Origin of the sequence: Sneathiella sp., from assembly GCF_041689005.1 — a bacterium.
Lineage (GTDB): Bacteria > Pseudomonadota > Alphaproteobacteria > Sneathiellales > Sneathiellaceae > Sneathiella.
In genome coordinates, this window is record NZ_JBDNHC010000011.1 from 1 (window position 1) to 17785 (window position 17785).

17 protein-coding genes are annotated in these 17785 nt (G+C 51.8%); 9 read left to right on the forward strand and 8 right to left on the reverse strand.

Annotated features, from left to right (window positions below):
* The 5 genes from ACESNI_RS01015 to ACESNI_RS01035 all read left to right on the forward strand — a co-directional run.
* Window positions 1-1715, forward strand: a 1715-nt coding sequence (locus tag ACESNI_RS01015) for a preprotein translocase subunit SecA (RefSeq protein ID WP_373084086.1), incomplete at its 5' end; no start/stop codon positions are given.
* A gap of 38 nt (window positions 1716-1753) precedes the next feature.
* Window positions 1754-2212 (forward strand): TerB family tellurite resistance protein, encoded by a 459-nt coding sequence (locus ACESNI_RS01020; RefSeq protein ID WP_373084088.1) that lies wholly within the window; start codon window positions 1754-1756, stop codon window positions 2210-2212.
* Window positions 2213-2318: 106 nt separating this feature from the next.
* Window positions 2319-2654, forward strand: coding sequence for a ferredoxin FdxA (gene fdxA, locus ACESNI_RS01025; RefSeq protein ID WP_373084090.1), 336 nt, complete (start codon window positions 2319-2321; stop codon window positions 2652-2654).
* Window positions 2655-2924: 270 nt separating this feature from the next.
* Window positions 2925-3422, forward strand: coding sequence for a CarD family transcriptional regulator (locus ACESNI_RS01030; RefSeq protein WP_373084093.1), 498 nt, complete (start codon window positions 2925-2927; stop codon window positions 3420-3422).
* 121 nt (window positions 3423-3543) lie between these two features.
* Window positions 3544-4365, forward strand: coding sequence for a hypothetical protein (locus tag ACESNI_RS01035; protein ID WP_373084095.1), 822 nt, complete (start codon window positions 3544-3546; stop codon window positions 4363-4365).
* Between the two features lie 9 nt (window positions 4366-4374).
* Here ACESNI_RS01035 and ACESNI_RS01040 read toward each other — a convergent pair whose 3' ends face one another.
* Both ACESNI_RS01040 and ACESNI_RS01045 read right to left on the reverse strand, forming a co-directional pair.
* A complete protein-coding gene (locus ACESNI_RS01040; RefSeq protein WP_373084097.1) occupies window positions 4375-5817 on the reverse strand; it encodes a M48 family metalloprotease in 1443 nt (480 codons plus the stop codon).
* Window positions 5818-5887: 70 nt separating this feature from the next.
* Entirely contained in the window at window positions 5888-6664 is a 777-nt protein-coding gene (locus ACESNI_RS01045; RefSeq protein ID WP_373084099.1) for a thermonuclease family protein, read from the reverse strand.
* 187 nt (window positions 6665-6851) lie between these two features.
* Between ACESNI_RS01045 and ACESNI_RS01050 the strand changes: the two genes are divergently transcribed.
* From ACESNI_RS01050 to ACESNI_RS01065, 4 genes are all read left to right on the forward strand, one after another.
* Window positions 6852-7592, forward strand: a complete 741-nt coding sequence (locus ACESNI_RS01050) for a phosphoadenylyl-sulfate reductase (protein WP_373084101.1) — start codon at window positions 6852-6854, stop codon at window positions 7590-7592.
* A 135-nt stretch (window positions 7593-7727) separates the two neighbouring features.
* A complete protein-coding gene (locus ACESNI_RS01055; RefSeq protein WP_373084103.1) occupies window positions 7728-8054 on the forward strand; it encodes a DUF2849 domain-containing protein in 327 nt (108 codons plus the stop codon).
* Between the two features lie 14 nt (window positions 8055-8068).
* The gene (locus tag ACESNI_RS01060) at window positions 8069-9721 is read left to right on the forward strand and encodes a nitrite/sulfite reductase (protein WP_373084105.1); all 1653 of its coding nucleotides are present in this window, start codon (window positions 8069-8071) and stop codon (window positions 9719-9721) included.
* Complete coding sequence (locus tag ACESNI_RS01065) at window positions 9714-10208, forward strand: DUF934 domain-containing protein (protein ID WP_373084107.1); 495 nt, start codon at window positions 9714-9716, stop codon at window positions 10206-10208. Before ACESNI_RS01060 ends, ACESNI_RS01065 begins: the two co-directional genes overlap by 8 nt.
* A gap of 82 nt (window positions 10209-10290) precedes the next feature.
* Here ACESNI_RS01065 and ACESNI_RS01070 read toward each other — a convergent pair whose 3' ends face one another.
* From ACESNI_RS01070 to ACESNI_RS01095, 6 genes are all read right to left on the reverse strand, one after another.
* Window positions 10291-10956 carry a rhomboid family intramembrane serine protease gene (locus ACESNI_RS01070; protein ID WP_373084109.1) on the reverse strand — a complete coding sequence of 222 codons (666 nt, stop codon included), beginning with the start codon at window positions 10954-10956 and terminating at the stop codon, window positions 10291-10293.
* 156 nt (window positions 10957-11112) lie between these two features.
* Window positions 11113-11742: a glutathione S-transferase family protein gene (locus ACESNI_RS01075; RefSeq protein WP_373084111.1), complete on the reverse strand. Its 630-nt coding sequence runs from the start codon at window positions 11740-11742 to the stop codon at window positions 11113-11115.
* A gap of 46 nt (window positions 11743-11788) precedes the next feature.
* Complete coding sequence (locus tag ACESNI_RS01080) at window positions 11789-12994, reverse strand: CaiB/BaiF CoA transferase family protein (RefSeq protein WP_373084113.1); 1206 nt, start codon at window positions 12992-12994, stop codon at window positions 11789-11791.
* 1 nt (window position 12995) lies between these two features.
* Window positions 12996-15089, reverse strand: coding sequence for an acetate--CoA ligase family protein (locus tag ACESNI_RS01085; RefSeq protein ID WP_373084115.1), 2094 nt, complete (start codon window positions 15087-15089; stop codon window positions 12996-12998).
* A gap of 38 nt (window positions 15090-15127) precedes the next feature.
* Window positions 15128-16945 carry an acyclic terpene utilization AtuA family protein gene (locus tag ACESNI_RS01090; protein WP_373084117.1) on the reverse strand — a complete coding sequence of 606 codons (1818 nt, stop codon included), beginning with the start codon at window positions 16943-16945 and terminating at the stop codon, window positions 15128-15130.
* Window positions 16942-17769 (reverse strand): enoyl-CoA hydratase/isomerase family protein, encoded by an 828-nt coding sequence (locus ACESNI_RS01095; RefSeq protein WP_373084119.1) that lies wholly within the window; start codon window positions 17767-17769, stop codon window positions 16942-16944. The genes ACESNI_RS01090 and ACESNI_RS01095 overlap by 4 nt, the downstream gene beginning before the upstream one ends.
* Window positions 17770-17785 lie beyond the last annotated feature (16 nt).

Here is a 17785-nt window from a genome sequence, read left to right on the forward strand (position 1 = left end):
TTATTGATGAATTCACGGGCCGGATGATGGAGGGTCGCCGTTATTCTGACGGCTTGCATCAGGCACTTGAGGCGCGGGAAAAGGTCACAATCCAGCCGGAAAATCAGACGCTGGCATCAATTACCTTTCAAAATTACTTCCGCCTGTATGATAAGCTATCCGGCATGACCGGTACTGCCGTGACGGAAGCCGATGAGTTTTTTGAAATTTACGGTCTCGACGTCATCGAAATTCCAACAAACGTTCCGGTCGCCCGGATCGATGAGGATGACGAGGTTTACCGGACGGCGGAAGAAAAATACAACGCCATTGTCAAAACAATTCAGGAATGTCTCAAAAACGGACAGCCAGTCCTCGTCGGGACCGTTTCCATTGAAAAATCAGAAATGCTTTCTCGCCTGCTGACGGAACAAAAAGTACCCCACAAAGTTCTCAATGCCCGCTATCATGAGCAGGAAGCGGAGATCATCAGCCAGGCCGGCCGTCTTAATGCGGTAACAATCGCAACGAACATGGCGGGACGCGGAACTGATATTAAACTCGGTGGCAATGAGGAAATGATGATTGCGGCGAAAGTCGCTGATGAAACGGATGAGGCCAGAATTGCCGAAATTGCGGCAACCATCAAGGCGGAAATCGCGGAGCAGAGAAAAAAGGTGCTGGCATCCGGCGGATTATTTGTGATCGGTACAGAACGGCATGAATCTCGCCGGATTGACAACCAGCTCCGGGGTCGCTCAGGCCGGCAGGGTGATCCGGGCCGGTCGCATTTCTTCCTGTCATTGCAGGATGACCTGATGCGGATTTTTGGATCTGAACGCATGGACGGCATGCTGCGGAAACTCGGTCTCGAAGAGGGCGAGGCAATTGTTCATCCCTGGATCAATAAAGCCCTTGAAAAAGCACAGCAAAAAGTAGAGGCGCGCAACTACGATATCCGCAAGAACCTACTCAAGTTTGACGATGTCATGAATGATCAGCGCAAGGTCATTTACGAACAACGTATTGAATTGATGGATACTCAGGATGTGTCGGAGACCGTCACAACCATGCGGAATGAAACCGTCGATGATCTCGTGGACCTCCATATCCCCGCCAAGGCCTACCCTGAGCAATGGGACGTTGCCGGTCTCAAGGAAGCCGTCGGCCAGAAACTCAACCTCGATCTTCCAATAGAAGGCTGGGCGGAGGAAGAGGGTATTGCTGATGAGGAAATTCGCGAACGCCTGAAGGATGCTGCTAACCGCAAAATGGCTGAAAAGGCCGTGAAATATGGTCCCGAGATCATGCGCATGGTCGAGAAAAGCATATTGCTGCAAATACTTGATCAGGCATGGAAAGATCATTTATTGCAGCTTGATCAGCTGCGTCAGGGTGTCTCGCTTCGTGCCTACGCGCAAAAAGACCCACTGAATGAGTATAAAAGTGAAGCATTTGACATGTTTCAGCACATGCTCAACCAATTACGCGAAACGGTCACGACTTACCTGTCCTTCGTTCAGCTTCAGAATCCTGCGCAGGAAATCGAGCGGTCGGAACCTGATGAAAGTCAAATGCAGGCCACTCACCTCGATCCGGTAACAGGACAGAACGAGGTCGATTCCCAGGATTCGAGTAACGAGGATGGCAATGATAACTGGGGCAAGGTCCGGCGTAATGCGCCTTGTCCTTGCGGGTCAGGTAAAAAATTTAAACAATGTCACGGTCGCGTTTGACGTCCACCGGGGCAATGCCATCCGCGTAAGGAAATCTCATGATCGGATTGTTGAAAGCCTTCCTGTCCGAAGGCAATACGCAAAAGCCAGAGAACCATGACGAAGAATATATTGCAACGGCCGCCCTGCTGATCGAGGCAGCGCTATCAGATAACGACTACAAGGATGTTGAGAGGCAGGCAATTCTGCGTGTGCTGAAACGTCATTACAATATGTCTGAAGCGGATGCCGTCGAAATTCTGAACGCCGCAGAAAAAGCTCAATCCGAGTCCGAGCAGCTTTTCTACTTTACGCGAACTATCAAGGAAAGTTTCCCGATTGAAACACGGGTCAAGATGATTGAGATGCTTTGGGAAATTGTGTATGCCGACGGCGTCCTCAGCAAATTTGAAGCCAATCTCGTCCGTCGTATCGCAGGCCTTATTTACGTTACAGACCGGGAACGTGCCGACGCCCGTAAACGGGTACTTGTCCGCCTCGGGATAGATGCAAATTGATTTTTTTAGCCGGCACCTAATTTTGGGGTTGTCTTTATCCGTCTTTAGCGATAATCCGTAAATCATGCCTTTAGTATATTAACCTTCGAATAGTCTGGAGAATAAAATGACCTACGTTGTTACCGAAAGTTGCATCAGATGCAAATTCATGGACTGCGTGGAAGTTTGCCCGGTAGATTGCTTCTACGAAGGCGAAAATATGCTGGTAATCCATCCCGACGAATGCATCGATTGCGGTGTATGTGAACCGGAATGCCCGGCTGAAGCGATCCTTCCAGACACCGAGGACGGCATCGAGAAGATGCTTGAAGTTAACAAGGAATATGCTGAACTCTGGCCAAACATTACCCAAAAAGGGGAGCAGCCGGAAGACGCCGAAGAATGGCAGGGCAAGCCCAACAAATTCGAAGAGCAGTTCAGTGCCAAGCCCGGCCAAGGTTAACAGCCTTGTAATTTTCGAAAACCATACAATCTAATATAATAGCTATTTGCGGGAAAATGTGTTATTCTCCCCGCTATAAACTATGTTCATGAGAATTTGCCGTAATATCAGAGCGGCAAGGCGTTTAGCGTCTTGGGCTGTTACTGAAAACGATGTTTGCTTTTTTTTGGTAGATAATTTGACTACGCAGCGCCGCTCACGCAGCTGTTTTTTTTTGCTCAATGCGCATTCGTGGAAGAATAATCTTCACCGTTGATGAGAAGGAATTGTATGGTTAAGGAAATGGAATTCGCACCGTTGGACCACGTTGTTTATCCGACGCACGGTGTTGGCCAGGTCATCAGCATTGAAGAACAGGAAATTTCCGGCATCGCGCTAACGCTCTATGTCGTCGACTTTTCTCATGAAAAAATGACACTCCGCGTTCCGGTTAAGCAGGCCAAGAATGTCGGCATGCGACCGCTATCTACACCAACGAAGATGAAAAGCGCGCTCGACACGCTGAAAGGACGCGCCCGGATTAAGCGCACGATGTGGAGCCGCCGGGCCCAGGAATATGAAGCCAAAATCAATTCGGGAGATCCGATCCAGATTGCGGAAGTTGTCCGCGATTTGCATCGGAACGATGATCAACCTGATCAGTCCTACAGTGAGCGCCAGATTTATGAGGCCGCTCTTGTCCGGCTTTCCAGAGAACTGGCCGTCGTTGAACAGATCGAGACTGATGCTGCCGCAGAAAAAGTTCAGAAGGTTTTAAAAGTCGCCTGACCCTGAACATATCAACCCTGAAAAAGCCCGGACTGCAATCCGGGCTTTTTTATTAAATTTGTCGCTAAATGATGCTCGAAAGACTTGCCAATCTCCGCATGAGGTTTCATTGTGAGCAACTATGAACGCACATGCCCACAAAGAAAAATTTGGCTGTATTTCCCATGCGAACCGCGTTTGGGCGGTTTCCTCAATTCATGGTGAACTTGCACCGCTGATTGCTCTGCATGATATCCTCGCCGTTCGCTGGCGTCACGGTGACCGGCTAGTCTATCTCGGGAATTATCTGGGACGGGGCCCGGATATCAAGGGCGTTTTGGACGAACTCTTGTCCTTCCGGATTAACCGCCTTTGTCTGGCAGGAATGACGCCGGAGGACATCGTTTATTTACGCGGCGCACAGGAGGAAATCTGGCGCAAACTTCTCCAGATTCAGCTTGCCTCGACGCCTTCTGACGTTCTGGACTGGATGGTCAAGCATGACATCGGTCACACTCTCGAGGCGTATGGCGAATCAGAGCTGGAAGTGCGGAAATACCTTCGTGAAGGTATTGTTGCGACGACCAAATGGACAAACCGGTTGCGCGAAAAAATGAAAAATTACCCCGGCCACACCGAAATACTACTGTCTTTGCGACGCGCCGCTTTTACGGCAGGCAACGAACTGTTGTTTGTCCATGCCGGCATCGACCCCGATTGCCCGATCGCGGATCAAAACGACAGTTTTTGGTGGGGAAACAGCCGGTTTGACTCCATCGACAAACTCCCAGACGGATTTCGCCTGGTTGTTCGCGGGTATGACCGCGACCATGGCGGTATTCGGATTACCCCCTCGACAGCGACAATTGACGGCGGATGTGGGTATGGCGGATCGTTGAAGGCTGCCTGCTTTACACTTGATGGCGTCATGGATGATGAGATCAGCATAGATTCACCGCAATAACGGCAAGAATCATTTTCCATATCGCAGGGATTTATAGAGCTGCCCGGCTGTCGGTTCTTGGTCCACAAATTCTGGATTGAGTAACAGAAACAGCGCTTTTTTATCGCTTACAATATTTGCCATTCCCGCAACAAGTTTATCCACGCTTTGACCGGTTTTCACAGTTTCAACGTCAATCAGTGTGGGCTTTATCTGGTTTGCCTCAGAGGCATCCAGGCGGCGAAAGCTTTTATAGCTTTGCGCAAAATTCTGTTGCAGGCCCTGATCCGCAGAGGCTGACTGTAACATAAACCGCGCCACGCGATTTTCCCCGAAATCAATGGCAGCAGCGGTCAAATACCATCTCTTGCCATTACTTTCCACGGCGAGACTGGTCACAGCGGCGGCGGCCCCGTTTATCTCAAGGGTTCGAACATCAGAAGGCTTGAGTTTCACCAGCCATTCGCTTTTCAGGTATTCTGCCATATTCAGATTTTGGTTCTTTTTTTTGCCGATATCAAAAGCCATTTGGCTGCCCTTGCCATCTTGGGCAAAAACCGCCTGCGTCGAGTTAATCAACTGGAACCCCTCCGGCGCCATAAATTTAAAACGCAGAACGGGATGAAGAAATTCCCGACCCTTGATGACACCTTCGCTCGGGTCATCGCCGTAAAGCATCCCGTTAATTTGTTCCAGATATCTTTTATTCCCTTCATCGCGGTCCAGATTGTCCGCATTTTCTGACGCCATCGCGGCGGCGCGACTGACGCGTTCGTCCGTGTTCGGGTGGGAGGCGAAGAAATCGAACTGGCTGCTTTTGCCTTCGTTCCCGGCAAGGGCTTGCGTATAATCCGTCTGAGCGCGCATCCGTTTCAGAAATCCAGCCATCGCTTCACGTGGGTAACCCGCGAGACCAAGGTATTTTACGCCAAGCTGGTCCGCCTCATATTCCTGGTCGCGAGAATAAGAGGCCACATACATTCCCCCGAGCTGCTGGCCCAGTTGCTGCACGACGTCACTTCCGGTTAAAATACCGGCAAGAGCCCCGAGAAGGCCAATGCCTGTCGCCCGGGATTGTCTAGCGGAACTATGATGCGATGTCACATGGCCAATTTCATGAGCCAGAACACCGGCGACCTGCGCTTCACTGTTCGCCAGCGCCAGCAAACCGCGCGTTATATAGACATACCCTCCCGGTAAGGCGAACGCATTGACAACCGGCGTGTTCAAGACCGTGAACCGCCAAGGGAGCGTTTTCATTTCCGAGACCGTAGCAAGCCGGAGGCCGATATCCAGGATATAGTCGTTCAGCCCCTCCTTGATGTACTCGCCGCCGAATTGTGCCACTATCTTGGGATGTTGTTCGGCCCCGACGCTCTGCTCTTTTTCGTTAGAGGGTTCGAAGACGGAAAACAGCTCGCCTAATATATCGGCAGACGCCCCCGGCGCGAATTGCGTCAGACCAAAAACCAAGGCAGGTACAGCCAGAAGTGATCTAAACGCCCTACTATGCTGCCGTACCGACTGTTTGCTTTGCCTTGCGCTACCCACCTGTCACCTCTTTTATTTCCATCTGCTCCGGAAAGTCGAGCTCCAAAAAGGGGCCGTTATAGAACCGGGCGATACCTCGAATACGAACCAACTTATTCTTCAGATCAGCCAACTTCCACCCCAACGCTTCAAAATGCTTTCTGTTCCGGGATGAAATTGCGGCGGTAAAATCAGATTGCCAATTATCTCCAAAATTCAGATAGGTTACTTTCGCCGTATGATGAACATCTGCAATACGGCCTTCCGCGATGATAAAATCTCCTCTCGAGATAGAGTTACGCGGATGATTGGCATCGATAACAGAAAAACGACGCCAAAGTCCTTGTTTGTGAGCTTCGGCTTCTTTTTCGCTGTTCACAAGTATTTTTCGCGCCGCTTCAGGATAATCGGCGGCCCCGCTCCACCATCCATAGCCTTTGTCGATAAGTTCCTTCTGGAGCCATTTTCCATCGACAATCACTTTCCCCAGCGGATCCCCATACCGATTATGCGCTAACGGATCATCCGGGGCTGTCCCGATTTCGAGCGTAAAATGCCTGCCCCACAATTCATTCTCCAGATACCGACGGCTCGCCTGAAAAGTCTCGGCGTCGAATTTCCGGTCTACGAGTCGCACACCCTGCAACGGCACCATAGCCTTCCCGTTTATAATGATAAAATTATTGGAAATATTTTTTGCGGTGAGATTTTCCAGCATCGCCTCAGCTGTCTCCCCGGGTCCCCCCGCCCAGACCAGTCCGAGTATCATTATAATCAAAAAATAGCGCATCACCTCTCCCTTGTTCGTAGTCTGCGCAAACAAACAGAAACAATCAATCGTCTCGCATATCGTAGGTCTTTATATTTTATATTTTACAGTTTTTTATGGTATTTTTATATTTTTTACATTTATAGTTGATATTATATTTAATACAACATAGATAGGTTATATAATTCGAAATTGAATGGACGAACTAATGCCCGATTCATTGACATCTCCTAAACTTGAAGCTGAGGCCGCTCTTCTCCGAGGAAAATATGCGCATCTTTCCGGATTACCGCTAATAGAGGCGTTGGTCGGCAATGAATTAAACGGGCAGATAATGCTGTCCTCGTCCTTCGGCGCAGAGTCCGCCGTCCTCCTTGACCTGGTTTCACGAGTCGATGCCACCATCCCGGTAATTTTTATAGATACCCGGCGGCTGTTCGGGGAAACCTTACGATATCAAAAAACGCTTACAGATTATTTGGGGCTTGAGGACGTACGAATTATTCGCCCCGATGACGGCGTCTTGCAGCGCCTCGACTCCGACGACATGCTATTTAATATCGATCCGGATAAATGCTGCGAAATCCGGAAGGTTGCCCCACTTGATAAGGTTATGAAAAAAATGGGGAACTTAGGCTTTAAAGCATGGATTACCGGCCGCAAGCAGTTCCAGTCCCCGTCCCGTACGGCCCTGCAGGTGATAGAGGCAGATAGTGATTTTATCAAAATTAATCCGCTTGCGGATTGGTCGAATGACGACATCAAGCAGGCATTTCTCGAAAAGAATCTCCCGCCTCATCCTCTTGTTGCAGATGGGTTCAAGTCAATCGGCTGCATGCCGTGCACGGCACGCGTGGCAGAAGGCGCGGATGAACGTTCGGGACGGTGGGTCGGCAGGACAAAGACAGAGTGCGGTATCCATGCGTCACGCGAATCAGCAATAATTTAAATAACATATTTTTTTGTAATTTACATTATTAATACATTTTTCTTGCGTTATACAATATTTTATCTACAATTACTGGATATGAATAGTCGGCTCAACATTCTATGAACGCGAGCCCTAGTTTGAAGGAGAGCAGCAATGGCATTGCAAATTTACACGGCGTCCCTTTTGAAAGAAGGCCAGGTTGCGTATTTATGTCTTGAGGATGGCCTCTTTTCCTGGACATCTGATATTCAAAAGGCAACAACCGGCGAGGGCGATTTTCTCGAATCCCTGAAAATTGCCGCTGAAAAATCGGAGCAGGATAATATCGTGGTCGCCCCTTATGCCATCGATATAATAAAAGACGGTGATGGATGGACGGCGTCGACAAAACGCGAGCAAATTCGGGCGACGGGGCCGACGATTAGGTTGCCGCAAGACAAGTCGAGACCAAACACAGGTGAGAGCCGCCAGGCCGCCTAATTTTAAGGTTCACAATGTATCAATATTCAGAGCAGGATCATCAACTCCTGCTGGAACGGGTCGAGCAATTTCGCGGCCAGGTCCAGCGGCGTATCAGCGGTCAGCTGTCAGAGGAAGAGTTCAAGCACCAGCGTCTTCGGAATGGGCTGTATTTGCAGCTTCATGCCTATATGCTGCGCGTCGCAATCCCCTATGGATTGCTATCGTCCGAGCAGATGCGGACACTTGCGCATATCGCCCGTAAATATGACAAGGGCTATGGCCATATCAGCACCCGCCAAAATATTCAGTATAACTGGCCGAAGCTGGAAGATGTACCGGATATACTGGACGACCTCGCCAGTGTTGAAATGCATGCGATCCAGACCAGCGGCAACTGCATCCGTAATACGACGTCCGACCCGCTTGCCGGGGTCGCCCGGGACGAGTTGGAAGACCCCCGTCCCTATTGCGAGTTGATCCGGCAATGGTCGACATTCCATCCTGAATTCAATTTTCTGCCGCGAAAATTTAAAATCGCCGTAAGCGGAGCGACCCATGACCGAGCAGCGGTGGCCGTTCATGACATCGGACTTCGGCTGGTGAAAGGCCCCGATGAGGAAACCGGTTTTGAGGTTTATGTCGGCGGTGGGCTCGGCCGTACCCCAATGATCGGCAAGGTGATCCGCCCGTTCCTGCCGAAGCAGGATATGCTGACGTATCTGGAAGCTATTCTTCGCGTCTATAACACCCTCGGCCGGCGGGATAATATATATAAAGCCCGGATTAAAATCCTCGTTCACGAAACCGGCGAAGAAAAATTCCGGGAGTTGGTTGAAGCTGAATGGGAGAAGATCAAGGAATCCGGCCTGTTCCTCCGCGAACAGGATATCAGCAGGATTAAGGAATTTTTCAAGGATCCTGACTATGAGGTCCTGCCGGATACAGATCTTCAATTTGAAAATATCCTTCTCAGCAATGCGGAATTTGCCCGCTGGGCCGATAAGAATATCGAGCTTCACAAGCAACCTGGCTATCGCATTGTCTATCTGTCGCTGAAAACAGCCCATCAGCCCCCTGGCGATGTGACGTCGGATCAAATGGATGCCATTGCAGATCTGGCGGACAAATACAGCCTCGGGCAAATCCGGACGACCCATCGGCAAAATCTCGTGCTGTCAGATGTCAAGCTGCGGGACCTTCCGACACTGTGGGAGGAATTGAAGACACTTGAGTTGGCGACACCAAACTACAATCACGTCACCGACATTATTTCATGCCCCGGTCTCGACTATTGCGCTTTGGCAACCGCGCGTTCGATCCCGATTTCGCAGGCGATAACCAAACGTTTCGACGATTATGATTTCGTCAACGATCTCGGCGACGTTAGCATCAACATTTCAGGATGCATCAATGCCTGTGGACATCACCATGTTGCAAATATCGGCATACTTGGTGTCAATAAAAAGGGAACAGAGGTTTACCAACTGACCCTTGGTGGCAGTGCGCGCGAGGATGCGTCAATCGGAAAGATCATTGGCCCCGCGTTTGAGGCTGAACAGATTGTTGATGCCGTAAGTGATGTCTTGGCGGTATATCTCGAGAACCGCGAGGAACAGGAAGAAAGTTTCCTTATGACCTATCGACGGCTTGGCGATGCCCCCTTCAAAGAGAAACTCTATGGTTAAATACATCAAGGATCGCAAGCCGGACATTGACGACTGGATGCCTTTCACCGGCCTTGAGGATGGCGGCTCCCTTCCCTCGGGCAATATCTATGTGCCGTTGGAGGAGTGGCTGGCCGCCCGGGATACCCTCCTCACCCGCAATGGCGGACTGGGCGTCAGGATCAGCAACACTGATAACCTTGAGGTGCTGAAAGAGGATATAAACCGGTTCGATCTCATTGTGCTGGAATTTCCTAAAATGGCGGACGGCAGGGCTTTTACCCAGGCGCGCTTGCTGCGAGAACAATATGGGTTCGAAGGTGAGATACGCGCCACGGGCGATGTCCTTCGCGACCAGCTTTTTTATATGCAACGATGCGGCATAAACGCTTTCGAAATCCGTGATGACCAGGATCTGTCCGCATCGTTAAAGGCATTTGACGAGATGACCGTGACCTATCAGCCGGCCAGCGATGAAGAATTTCCGATCTGGCGTCGCGAGTCGTAATTGTTCGAGGTAAGAGCGTCGCCTTTGGCGGGTTCTTTCAAAAGCACCTGGTTCTCGCTCCCCGGCAGCCAGGTGCTTTTTTTTATTGTCTCTCTGATTGTGTACGACCGGAATAAAGGATAGCCAATAGCATGCCCGCGAAAAATCCGCCGAGATGGGCGACCCAGGCAATCTCGGCTCCGGGTCCGACCAGCAGGGTGCCAAGGGGGGTCGCTCCGATTAGAAAATTAATTCCCAGCAAGACGGCGATGAATGTCATCACACCCCGCAATCCAAACCGCGGGAGCAGGATGATCGCAGTCGCGCCCATGGTCCCGAAAACGGCCCCGGAGGCGCCATAAAGGGTTACATTGATATTGGGGTCGGTAACGGCATATTCCGCAAAAGCACCAAGCCATCCACACAGGAAAAATAGAATAAGGTATCGCACCCGACCAAACCGGCGCTCGACCATCGATCCAAACGCCAGCAGCATCCCGGCATTTACAATCATATGTGCCCAGTCATGGTGTAAAAATATATGACTATTGAGAGTAATAAACAGATGGAAGAGTCCGGGCGCCGTGGGGTCGGCCAAAATGGCGGATACATCGACGGGACGAAAAGAGAAATTACCATATACCCAGACAAGGGTTTCCGGCGCGGTTACGATCACAAGCAGATGAACAATAAAAATCGTCGCGATGAGATAGACGGTAACCGGTGGAACGTTAAAGATCGGTTCCCGATGTGTCGATTTTTCTAACACTGAATTCCCATCCTGACGAAAAGCCCGAAAGGCGTCCGGGCCTGGCTCATTAGCGCATAAATAGACTGCAATTAGCGTTCCGACAACCCGGTGTTTAAAAGTATCGCCCGATTATCACGATACCCGGCGTCATCTGAACGCCATACGTGTCCCAGTTCAAATAGGGCCGAAGGCATAATCACCGCCTTTTTTGAGTGCCCGGACATAGGCGGGGCGCGCCTGTATACGATCAATAAACGCCCCTAACTGGGGGAAAGGGTCAAGGGCGCCGCGGGCTTTCGCCGCCTCAAGCGGGAAAGACATCATGATGTCTGCACCGGTAAGCGAGTTGCCGACGAAAAACTCCCGGCCTTTCAATTCCGCATTCATGAAAGAAAAATGATTTGATGTTTCGCTGTCGATCCGCGGCATCAACGGCGCCGCCGCATCGCCAAGCCGACTGGTATAAAGGCGAAGCAGCAACGGCAGCATCGCCGACCCTTCTGCATAATGCAGCCATTCCTGATATTTGAGATCGTCCTTCGATCCGATTGCCGGCGTGAACTCACCATTCCCATATTTTTGGCAGAGATAATCAACAATGGCGCCCGACTCATGAATTAATACGTCATCGTCGGTGATCACTGGCGATTTTCCAAGCGGATGTACGGCGTGGAGCTCAGGCGGAGCCAGATTTGTTGTCGCGTCGCGCTGATAGGAAATTATAGCATACTCCTGCTGCAATTCCTCAAGCAGCCAAAGTATCCGCTGCGACCTTGAGTTATTGAGATGATGAACGGTTATCATATGCACAAACCTTTGTTGCAATAGAAAATAAAAACAGAATTCGCCGTCACTCTCCGTTTACGGCTAAAAAATCCGTAATGTCGGCTTCCGAATACCCGAGTTCCCGTAAAACCTCTCCGGTATGCTGCCCGACCTTGCCCGGAGATGACGTCTTTGTTATCGGGCTATCCTCGTTGGCGATAAGGGGAACACCGATGAGACGAAGCGCCTCGTCAAATCCCAAAACATTTTCCGCCTCCACCACAATCCCACGATGCGTCAACTGTGGATCGGAAGTTGCTTCAGACAAATTGCGGACGGCCTGAACGGCAACACCGGCCTCGCTTAATATTTTGACCCAAGTTTCCGTTGTTTTGGTCTTAATAGCCTCTGCAATCAATGCCATTCCACTTTCTGAATTTTGCTGGCGGGCCTCAAACGTGGCATAGAGGGGATCTTCAAGTAGATGTCCAAGACCCGTTACACGAAGAACAATCTCATTCTGGGCGTTGGTGATCGTTGCGATATAAATCTGGCCATCAAGGGTTTCAAAACAACCCGAAGTCGGCTGACGTGTCGGCGAATTATTGCCAAGCAGCGGAGGGATATTGCCGCGAACCATGAAATCCGCCATTTGTGAGGCGGCAAGCACCAATGCGCTATCATACATTGCCACATCGATATACTGGCCCTTTCCCGTAAGATGCCGGCGGTTGATTGCCGATGCAATGGCAAAGGCCGCATTAGACCCGGTAATCATATCAACGACCATTATACCAATTTTTGTCGGCCCTGTTTCCTCATGGCCGTTCAGGCTGAATAGTCCGGACGCGGCCTGGATCGCCGAGTCATAGGCCTTATCTCCGCGGCGAGGACCTTCTTGACCAAATCCACTAATAGAACAGTAAATAAGCGACGGATTGCGCGCCCGTAAGGTTTCGTAATCTATTCCCAGTTTCTTGGCGACACCGGGGCTGAAATTTTCGACAACGACATCCGCCTCATCGATCAGCCTATAGGCCACTTTTAGGCCCGCTTCCGATTTCAGGTCAAGTGCAAGGCTGCGCTTTCCCAGATTCACTGTCAAAAATGCAGGGGAAAGAAGTTTTGCCGCCATTTCCGGATCGGCAAGGGTTGCGCGAAGCTGGTCGCCTTTCACCGGTGCCTCTATTTTTATAACATCGGCGCCGAGAAGAGAGAACATCTGGGTACTTACGGGCCCTGCCAGTACTTGCGTAAAATCAACGATTTTCAGACCTTCATAGGCTCTCATCTTAAATTCCTTTAGGTACGACAAGGGCGTCGACAGCTACCGCTCCTTCGGACAGGACAATGAAGGGATTAACATCGATGGTCTCAATGTTATCGGCATTTTCCGCCGCGAATACCGAAAGGCGGGACAAGGCATCCGCCAGGGCATTTATATCCGATGGCGGCGCGCCCCGGACCCCGTCAAGCATCGCGCGGCCCTGTATTTCATCGATCATCCGGCGGGCTTCGTCAAGACCGAAGGGCGCGAGCCGGAAGGTCACGTCTTTCAGCACTTCAACAAAAACACCGCCTAGGCCAAACATCACCGCCGGGCCGAAAACGGGGTCGCACACTACGCCCATAACAGTTTCAACGCCGCCCGTGATCATCTGGGCAACGATGACGCCGTCAATCCGTGCATCGGGTTTCGCTTTGCGGGCCCGATCTATCAGAGTCTCGAAACCATTGGAAATATCATCCGCCGAATTGAGATTGAGCAACACTCCGCCAATTTCCGTCTTGTGGAGAATATCGGGGGACGCAATCTTCATCACAACAGGTCCGCTGATATTTTGCCAGACTGTGACCGCCTCCTTGGCTGACTGGACGAGTTCCTCCACCGTCACTGGAATTCCAATACTGCCAAGCAGTTTTTTCGCCTCATGCTCGGCGATTGTAGTCGTTGGGGCCGCCAGGGCGTCGGCGGGTAACGCCGGTGGCTGATCCGGCCTGCCTCTTGCAAAAACTTCGCCGAAATGTGCAAGCGCCGCCATTGCCCGAACTGCAAGCGCCGGATCCTCATAGCAAGGCATATTCAGGGCTTCATAGTCTGCAATGATCTCTTCGGGAGAAATGATATTCATCATTATGATCTCGTCCGGATATTTGGTACGGATATTCTGGAATATCTTCAGGCAGGCGTCGCGCGTGAAGGGAGATGCGGGAATACTTGCGAGGTAAACGATATGACTATCGAAGTCAGCCTCATCGATTGTCATGCTGATATTGGCTTCCATCAGGCTGGGATCATTGAGAGCTTGTGCAGTAAAATCGACCGGATTGTTCACGCCTGCGAATGGAATGAGCGCTTTCAACTTCTTTTGAGTCTGTGGCGGCAACGGTGTGACTTCAAGTTTATATTTTACCGCTGCATCGGCCATTTGCACGCCGACCCCACCGGAAATTGTCTGTAGGTCGATCTTGCGTCCTTTTGGATATTTTCCGAACTGACAGCCATAGGCGATATCGACAAATTCTTCCGTCGTTTCCGCCCGATAGACGCCGTATTGCTTGAACAACGCACTATAAACCGCATCTGCCCCAGCGAGGGATGCCGTATGCGAGGCGGCGGCAATGGCCCCAACGGCCGAGGAGCCAACCTTCATAAAGATCACCGGTTTCTCCGCTTCTCGCGCCATGTCCAATGCCCTGCAAATACGGTCCTTACTCTTAATCCCCTCTGCATAAGCGAGAATGACCTTTACATCCGGAGCCTGCGCGTAATATTCGATCACCTCTGCAACATCGACGTCTGATTCGTTGCCGGTCGTCACCCAATAATTCGACCCAACGCCGCGCATCTGCGACACCATGAAAACATGGCCGCCATAGGCGCCGCTCTGGCTGACGATGCCAATCGGGCCCGGCGGCAATTTGAGCATACCAGGAGCATTGGTGAAGGTCCCATACCAACCCGCATCGACATTAAACACTCCAAGGCAATTCGGGCCGAGAATCCGCATCCCGCTATCCCTGGCAATCGCGCTGATCTCCCGTTGCGCTTTCGCCCCATCATCGCTCAATTCCGCAAAGCCGGAGGTGAACATAACGGCAGACTTAATGCCATGATCGGCACAATCGCGTAAAGTTTGAACCGCGACCTTCGCTGGGACTGCAATGACCGCGCAGTCAATCCCTTGGGGAACATCTTCAATCCTTGCAAAGGCCGGCAGGTCCTGAACGGTCTCATAATTTGGATTAACCGGATAGATCTTGCCCTTATATCCCAATGTCTTCATGGAATGGATCGGCCGACCGCCAATGCGCGACGCAGTGTTGGAGGCGCCAATTACCGCCACAGATTTTGGCCTTAACATCGGTTCCAGTGGGTGCGTCATGGATTTCTTCCTTTTTTCCCCCGTTACCTCAGCATTCTTTATGTCAGTATTTTCGCAAGAGAGCTAGGAACTTTCACTGGTAAGGCGAGTAATTGCTGAGCATATGTTTTCGCCAGATTGTCAAGATGCAGAGTCGATGTTCCGCCGCCACCGAGGCAGTTCGTCAGCAGAAAATTAACAGCATTCATGCCCGACAGATCAAAACGGGTGACATCACCTTCCACCACATGGCCGAAATATAACTTCACCGTTTCTGCCGTCGCGCTTTTCTTGATCCAGGGCAGATAATCGGGGGACCGTGCGATCACACCAACATTTGCATTATTTCCCTTATCCCCGCTCCGCGCCGCGGCAAGCCGGATCAAGGGCACCTCGACCATGTCCTCCGTTGATACCGCCGCATTATCCTCAGCCACCGGTTTCACTCCCGGAAACTTTGAAAAAGCGCTCGGCACGGGCATCTCGAAGGCAATTGATTTGCCCGCAACGACAACGGTCGGTCGAATGCGGGACTTTTCAATCTGGAAAGCAAACTGCGCGACCACCGGTGTAATCTTCGGCCGTCCAGCGGCGCCCGCCGAACAGCGGCCGGTTGTCATCGAAAGGCCGACGCCAGTCGTTTCCTTTGAAAATAGCTCAAGGGCCGCTCGTTCATCATGGCGGACATCAATTTGCGTCATTATCTCTCGTGCGCGAGTGGCGGCTTCATCCGCATTATTGCCCCACAACGCCTGGGCACCGACAATATGAATGGCGGTATCCCGGTAATCCCCAAGGTTCCTCTCCATGAATATCCGGCGAGTTCGCTTTAGCAATGCTTCGGCAAATGCCTGGCCTTTTTCTACCGCCTCGAACCCGGTTACAATCGTGGCCGCTGTTGCCCGGTACCCGTCTTTGTAGGTGGCGGAGACTTTGTAGCTTGCCGTGGGAGCTCGGCCTTTCACGCCCGCTACCTCAAGCCAATCTTTTTGTGTCTCTTCAAGTGTCACACCGGAAAAATCACAGATAACATCGGGCATGATGTAGGCGGCAGGGTCGCCGATTTCATAGAGGATCTGCTCGCCAACGGAAAGCCGTGAAACGATGCCGCCGGTATCGTCGGGCTTGGTGATGGCAAAGGTGCCGTCGTCTTTACAAACGGCAATAGGGTAGCCCATATTATCCCAGCCCGCGACGGTGTCCCGCCAGTCCGTGAAGTTGCCCCCCGTCGCCTGCGCGCCGCATTCAAGGATATGCCCGACGAGAGAGCCTGCGGCTAATCTGTCATAATCGTCCACCCCCCAGCCGAATTCATGAATGAGCGGCCCCAATGTCACAGCACTGTCAACACAGCGCCCGGTAATAACCACCTCCGCCCCGGCGTCCAGCGCCGCCGCAATCGGGAACGCGCCGAGGTAGGCGTTGGCGCTGATCATGCCGTCCGGCATTTTGGCACCGGAAAACATTTCGGTGATGCCCTCCGCCTTCAATGCGTCAATTTCTTCGGCGAGGTTGTCCCCTTCCACGGTTCCGATTTTAAGATCAACCCCCGCCTCTTCGGCAACTTTCGCCAGCGCCGCGGCGCAGGCGCCGACATTCACGCCGCCCGCATTGGCGACGACCTTTATACCGCGAGACTTGATTTCATGGATAAGAGGCTTCATGACAAGATCGACGAAATCCCTCGCATATCCGGCATCCGGCGATTTCTCCTTCGCCCGCACCAGGATTGACATTGTCACCTCAGCCAGATAATCGAAAACCAGATAGTCGACATTCCCCTGAAGGACCAGTTGTCTTGGCGCCTCCTGAGAATCTCCCCAATAGCCGGACGCGCCACCAATGCGGATAGTTTTTTCCGAAGTCTTATTACTCATGTCTGCTCTCCTTCGCCGTTGAGTTGCCAGACAGGTTTGCGCTTTTCCGCAAAAGCCGATTGACCTTCCTTGCCCTCGGAACTGCGATTGAGTTCAGCGAATTTTTCGGCAGAGAAACCCACCATTTCCTCCTCAGGGAGCGAGCCGACTTTCAGCATGATGGCCTTCGTCGCGGCATTTGCCAAGGGCCCGCAGCGCATCACCCGCTCGACAACCTCTGCCAATGTCCGGTCAACGTCCTTATCCGCACAAAGATACTGGGCAATCCCATAGTCATAGGCCTTCGTCCCGTCGAACCGCTCTCCGGTGAGGGCTAACTGCCGGGCCCGGGTTAGCCCTATCCGTTTGACAACATAAGGCGCGATCTGGGCGGGTGCGACCCCCAGAGTTGTTTCGGGCATTCCCATGCGGGCGCCCTCAGCAACGATGGTGATATCTGCGAGGCAGGCATAGCCCATACCACCGCCAAAGGCCGAACCCTCAACCACCGCAATCGTCGTCTGCGGCAAATGTTCAAACTTCAAGAAGGCCATCCCTGCGGATTTATTGCGCGCCCGGATCGGGTCTTCGCCGCCCTCCACGGTATCCTCAGCCATGCTGCGCCGCTCCTTGATATCCCCGCCGGCGCAGAAATGACCGCCAGCGCCGCGCAACACAACAACGCGCACGAGTTTGGATGCCTCCAGCCAATCCACAACCGCCGCAAACTCAGCCCCCATTTTACTGTTTATCGCATTGCGCTGATCCGGGCGATTGAAGGTGAGGTTTAGTCGGGAGCCGATAACCTCCAGCAGCAAATGCTCACATTTCGGTAAATCCTGCATTTTTCTTTTTCTTTCT